This is a genomic window from Atribacter sp., from assembly GCF_035418125.1.
Taxonomy (GTDB): domain Bacteria; phylum Atribacterota; class Atribacteria; order Atribacterales; family Atribacteraceae; genus Atribacter; species Atribacter allofermentans.
The window spans coordinates 1-5364 of record NZ_DAOLQM010000149.1 but is presented as its reverse complement, the minus strand read 5'-3'; the positions used below and the strand labels follow the sequence as shown (position 1 = coordinate 5364).

At 38.6% G+C, this 5364-nt stretch carries 5 protein-coding genes and 1 other annotated feature; all 5 genes read left to right on the top strand.

The annotated features are described in order from the left end of the window. On the top strand, positions 1–561 hold a 561-nt coding region (locus PLK24_RS07910), incomplete at its 5' end, for a substrate-binding domain-containing protein (protein ID WP_324477939.1). A gap of 125 nt (positions 562–686) precedes the next feature. Further along, positions 687–929 (top strand) — a binding site (T-box leader). Between the two features lie 38 nt (positions 930–967). Then, positions 968–2200, top strand: a complete 1233-nt coding sequence (locus PLK24_RS07905; protein ID WP_324477937.1) for a homocysteine biosynthesis protein — start codon at positions 968–970, stop codon at positions 2198–2200. A 5-nt stretch (positions 2201–2205) separates the two neighbouring features. Then, the gene (locus tag PLK24_RS07900) at positions 2206–2616 is read left to right on the top strand and encodes an NIL domain-containing protein (protein ID WP_324477935.1); all 411 of its coding nucleotides are present in this window, start codon (positions 2206–2208) and stop codon (positions 2614–2616) included. Positions 2617–2619: 3 nt separating this feature from the next. Then, on the top strand, positions 2620–3348 hold the full coding sequence (locus PLK24_RS07895; RefSeq protein WP_324477933.1) for a UPF0280 family protein: 729 nt from the start codon (positions 2620–2622) through the stop codon (positions 3346–3348). Positions 3349–3571: 223 nt separating this feature from the next. Further along, on the top strand, positions 3572–5364 hold a 1793-nt coding region (locus PLK24_RS07890), incomplete at its 3' end, for an AAA family ATPase (protein WP_324477931.1).

Genomic DNA, 5364 nt, shown 5'->3' with positions numbered 1-5364 from the left:
TTTGCGGGTGGATATTTAACTGGTCAAGCGATGGTAAAAGCTGGTTTAAAACCAGGAGATAAGGCCATTGTATATGGTCTTTTCTCGCAGCCATTCCGTGGACAAAGCGAAGAAGGAATGGCAAGAGCACTTGAAGATGCTGGAATCATTGTTGATCGCCAGGAAATTTCTCCTGAAGCTGATGCTGATGCCTCGACAGCCATACCAATATTAACCGGATATTTTCAGGCCAATCCGGATTGCAAGGCAATTGGGACTCAACATGGAGCAATCACTGGAATTTTGGTTAATCTGTTGAGGGATAATTTGAAGAAACAACCTGGTGAAATTATTTCTGCCGGTATCGACTTATCACCAGCTACCATTGAAGGGCTTAAAACTGGATACATTAGTGCGGTTCTTGATCAACAGCTCTATTTGCAAGGGTTTATTCCCGTTGTTCAAGTCGTTTTGACTAAAAAGTATAAAATCACCGGTTTTAATATTAACACCGGAGCTGGAACTGTAACTCCAGAAACTATTGGTGAATTGGAAGAGCTTATTAACGCTGGATATCGTTGATGAATTTAAAAACCCTCTCCAATTTTTTTAGGAGAGGGTTTTTAAATAAGCTAGAATGATTATTGATTAAATGAACAAACTACGCTTGACATTTATGATGACCCTGGTTATAATTCGTAAAATATTAATCGGCTTAGAACGGGATGAGTAGTTGGGGAAGAAGGGATAGAGAACCGGGTAAGGTGGAAGCCGGTCCTTCAGAACTCGATGAACATGGCCCGGGAGCCGTTACGGTGAAAGTAGAGTAGCCGGAACCGTCTAATCGGCGTTATTCGATTGCCATCTGGTGATTGAGATGGGGAATGAGTTGGATAGTCTTTGGCTATCAGAAATAAGGGTGGTACCGCGGATGAACCCCCGCCCCTTGGGCGGGGGTTTTTTATTTTTAAAATAGGGGGCGCATATCATGGGAGTTGCTTTGAGGTCTTATCAAGAAATTAATGAAAAGATCAAAAAAGGAAAAGTAGTGGTTGTCACTGCTGAAGAGGTTATTGAATTAGTTGATAAAAAAGGAATTGAAAAAACTGCTCGAGAAGTTGATGTCGTAACCACAGGAACCTTTGGTGCAATGTGTTCTTCAGGTGCAATGATTAATACCGGTCATACCAAACCAAGGATGAAAATCAGCGAAGCTTACTTAAATGGAGTGATGGCGTATGGTGGTTTGGCAGCTGTTGACCTTTATATCGGAGCAACACAGGTTGCTAAAGATGATCCGTTGAATAAAATCTACCCCGGAGAATTTAAGTATGGTGGAGGTCATGTCATTCAAGATTTAGTTGCCGGTAAAGATATATTGTTGGAAGCCTACGGTTATGGAACCGACGAATACCCTCGTAAAAAATTAATAACCTGGATTAATATTAAAGATTTAAATCAAGCCTATCTCTTTAATCCCCGTAATGCATATCAAAATTATAATGTTGCCGTGAATTGTTCTGACAAAATAATCTACACCTATCTTGGAGTACTTCTCCCCCATTTGGGGAACGCTGGCTTTTCGTCCGCTGGCCAGTTAAGTCCATTGTTGAATGATCCTCATTATCGAACTATTGGTGTCGGGACCAAGATATTTTTAGGTGGTGGCGTTGGTTATGTTGCTTGGCAGGGGACTCAGCATGACCCTGGAGTGGAAAGAAACGATAAGGGAATACCTAAAGGGGGTGCGGGCACTTTGGCAGTGATTGGAGATATGAAAGGTATGGATCCCAATTGGCTTTGGGGGTTAAGTGTCAGGGGTTATGGATGTTCTCTTGCGGTCGGTTTGGGAGTGCCTATTCCTGTACTTGATGAAGAAACTCTCCAGTATTGTGCAGTTCGAGATCAAGACATTGAAGCGCCGATTATTGATTATAGTAACGCTTATCCAAACGGGACTGGCGAGGTTTTGGGATATGTAAATTATGCAGAATTAAGAAGTGGTAAAATACATCACTCAGGAAAGGAAATACCAACCTCACCAATTTCCAGTTACTCTCGTGCTCGTGAAATCTGTTCAATTTTAAAAAAATGGATTCAAGATGGAGATTTCATTTTAACCCAACCAACACTTGCTCTTCCTAATACAGAATCAGATGTGCATTTTAGAAATCTTGCTGAAAGACCTTTTACTAATAATGCTAATGGGATTAGGAGGTAAACCAAATGGTATCGACTAAGAAGGTGGTTTTACATTTTCCCCGAGAAGCGGTCGAGAGACCAGTGGTGTGTGATCTGGCGCTTCGTTTTGGATTAACCTTTAATATTCTTCGCGCCTCTATTTCTCCACATCATGAAGGACTGATGGTTTTGGAAATCATCGGAGAGAATACTAAAAATGAGGAAGGTCTCAAGTATCTTCAAGAAAAGGGAGTAGAAATACAACCTTTAAGCCAAGATATTAAGAAAGACGATCAACGTTGCATCGATTGTGGTTCTTGCTTAGGAGTTTGTCCAACTTCAGCTCTTTATATGGACAAGAAATCTTATCAGGTAATATTTGAAGAATCGAAATGTATTGCTTGTGAACTTTGTGTTTTGGCTTGTCCTACCCGTGCGATGGAGGCTTTATTTTAAAATATGGTCGAATATGTAGAACGGTTTTATCGAAAGACTGTTAAGCCCTCCGATTTAATATCATTCGATGTAAAGATTAAAGAAAGCGATCTCATGATCTATGCCCATTCCGATTTAAGTCAGTTCTCTTATTCTCTTTTAGATAAAGAACGAAGGAGCTTAGAGGCTTATATTCGCTATAAACCACAGTTTCAGGAGTCTTTGGTTCCAATAGATGTCGATGATTTTGCTCCTCCCATCTGTAAGATTATGGCCGAATCGGTAAAAAAGGCAGGAGTTGGACCAATGGCTGCAGTAGCCGGAGCGGTAAATGATCGACTGGCAAATGAACTCTTATCTAAAACGACAGAATTAATAATTGAAAACGGTGGAGATTTATTCATCCGTTCTTTAAGGGAGCGAGTTATCGCTATTTATGTTGGAGAAAATTCTCCCTTTAAATCACATATCGGATTATTGATTTCTCCGGGGAAGACTTACGGAGTAGCAACATCTTCGGGTAAAATTGGGCATTCTTTAAGCTTTGGGGAAGCAGATGCAGTTACTATAGTTGCTCACTCATCATCAGTAGCTGATGCTTGGGCGACCAGTATTGGTAATTTGATACATTCAAAAAAAGATGTTGAAAAAGCATTGAAATACTGTGAAAATATTCAAGAAATCATTGGAGTTGTTGTTGTTTTTCAGGATGTTTTAGGGGTTCGAGGCGATATACAGCTGGTGAATCCTTGATGTTTTAAAAACCATGAAAAAATAATGGCTTATTGTTCTTGGAGGAATAATTTTAATTTTATCATTAAAGCATCCTCTTTATCGTCGTTTTTATTCTATCGGATCTCATTGTCTTTTTCCTCAATTTGTTTTTTGCTATTATTAACAACAATGCCAAGAAACAATATGGTAAACTCATTTAAACAGAAAGGTTTTCAACTCTTAAAAGAAAGAGGGGGGTTCGATGAATACTGATTTAGAACTAAAATCCGAACAACTCCGATGGTATTGTGAACCAGAAAGCCTTGGTTTTGAATATACCTCAGAATTATGTTCTTATAATGAATTTATTGGGCAGGAGAGAGCTATCCGATCAATTGAATTTGGTCTGGATTTGGAGAGACCTGGATATAATTTATTTTTGACTGGTATTACAGGAACAGGAAGAGTCGGAGCCATCAAATATTGTATTGCGAAAAAGATCAAAAACCAGCAAGCCAAGAGAATCCTTCCCCAAATTTTTGATTGGTGTTATATTTTTAACTTTGGTAGTCCAGATCGACCTCGGGTGTTAAAAATTCCAGCCGGAGAAGGTAAAAAGCTATCAATACGTTTAGAAAATCTTTTAAAGAATATCAAAGAAATCCTTCCCAAGGCTTTTGCCGGAGAAGAATACAAAAATCAGAAACAAATTTTGATAGATGAGGAGCAAAGAAAGAATCGGCAAATCATTCAGGAATTAGAACGGATGGCTCTCCAGGAAAATTTTGCTTTTCGTATGACTTCTATGGGGCCAATCTTGGTTCCATTGGTCGATGGGAAACCAATGACACAAGAGCAATATATTGCTTTATCTGAAACCGAAAAAGAAACCATAGAAGAAAGACGGCGAACGCTATTAAATGAAATTAACAATAATTTTGAGAAAATTCATGAGTTAGAAATAGAGCTTAAAAATAAAATTTCCGATCTTGATTATCGCATTGCTGATTTTGCCATAACCCCCCTTTTTAAGGAATGTATCCAACCCTATGAAGACCAACCGGAAATCGTTCAGTTTATTGATTTTATAAAGAAATATACTCTTACTTATCTCCAGTATTTTCGAGATTCCCAAGATGCAACCACGGCACCACAGCTTTTTCCCTTTCAAAGATTACAAGATCCTTTTTTGCCTTTTAAGATTAATATATTGGTTGATAATTCAGATCGGGATGAACCGCCAGTTATTTTTGAGTCCCACCCCAACTGGACTAACTTGTTTGGTCGAATTGAACGAAAGGCAATGATGGGAACTTATTATAGTGACCATACTATGCTGAAGCCCGGATCTCTCCATTTAGCAAACAGTGGATACATCATCATGTATTTCCGCGATTTGATTATGAATCCTGGTGTGTGGGAAGGCTTGAAAAGAGCGTTAAAAAACCATGAAATTAAAATCGAGGATCCTTGGGAACAGTTTGGCCTGGTTGCACCGCAAGGATTAACTCCTGAACCTCACCCTTTTAATGCAAAAGTAATTCTGGTTGGAGATGATATGGTTTACCGATTACTTACCCTTTATGACGAAGATTTTAAAGATTTGTTTAAAGTGAAGGCTGATTTTGATTTTCAGTTAGATAAAAATAATGATGTCATTCATTCTTTTGCTTGTTATGTAAAAAAAATATGTGAGAACGAAAATCTTCTTCCTTTTGAAAATTCAGGAGTTGCCCGTCTTTTAGAACACGCTTCCCGAAGAGTTTCTCATCAAGATAAGCTAGTATCCCAGTTTGGTTATCTCAAAGATATAGTGGTTGAATCTGATCATTGGGCAAGACAAGATCATTCTGAAAAAGTAACTCGGAGTCATGTGGAACGAACCTTAAAGGAAAGAAAAAACCGCCACAATCAAATCGAGGATAAAATTCAAGAATTGATTGATCAGGGAATAGTTTTAATCGATATTGAAAATGAAGTTATTGGTCAGATCAATGGACTGTCAGTTTATGAATTAGGTGATTATAGTTTTGGAAAGCCTTCAAGAATAACCGT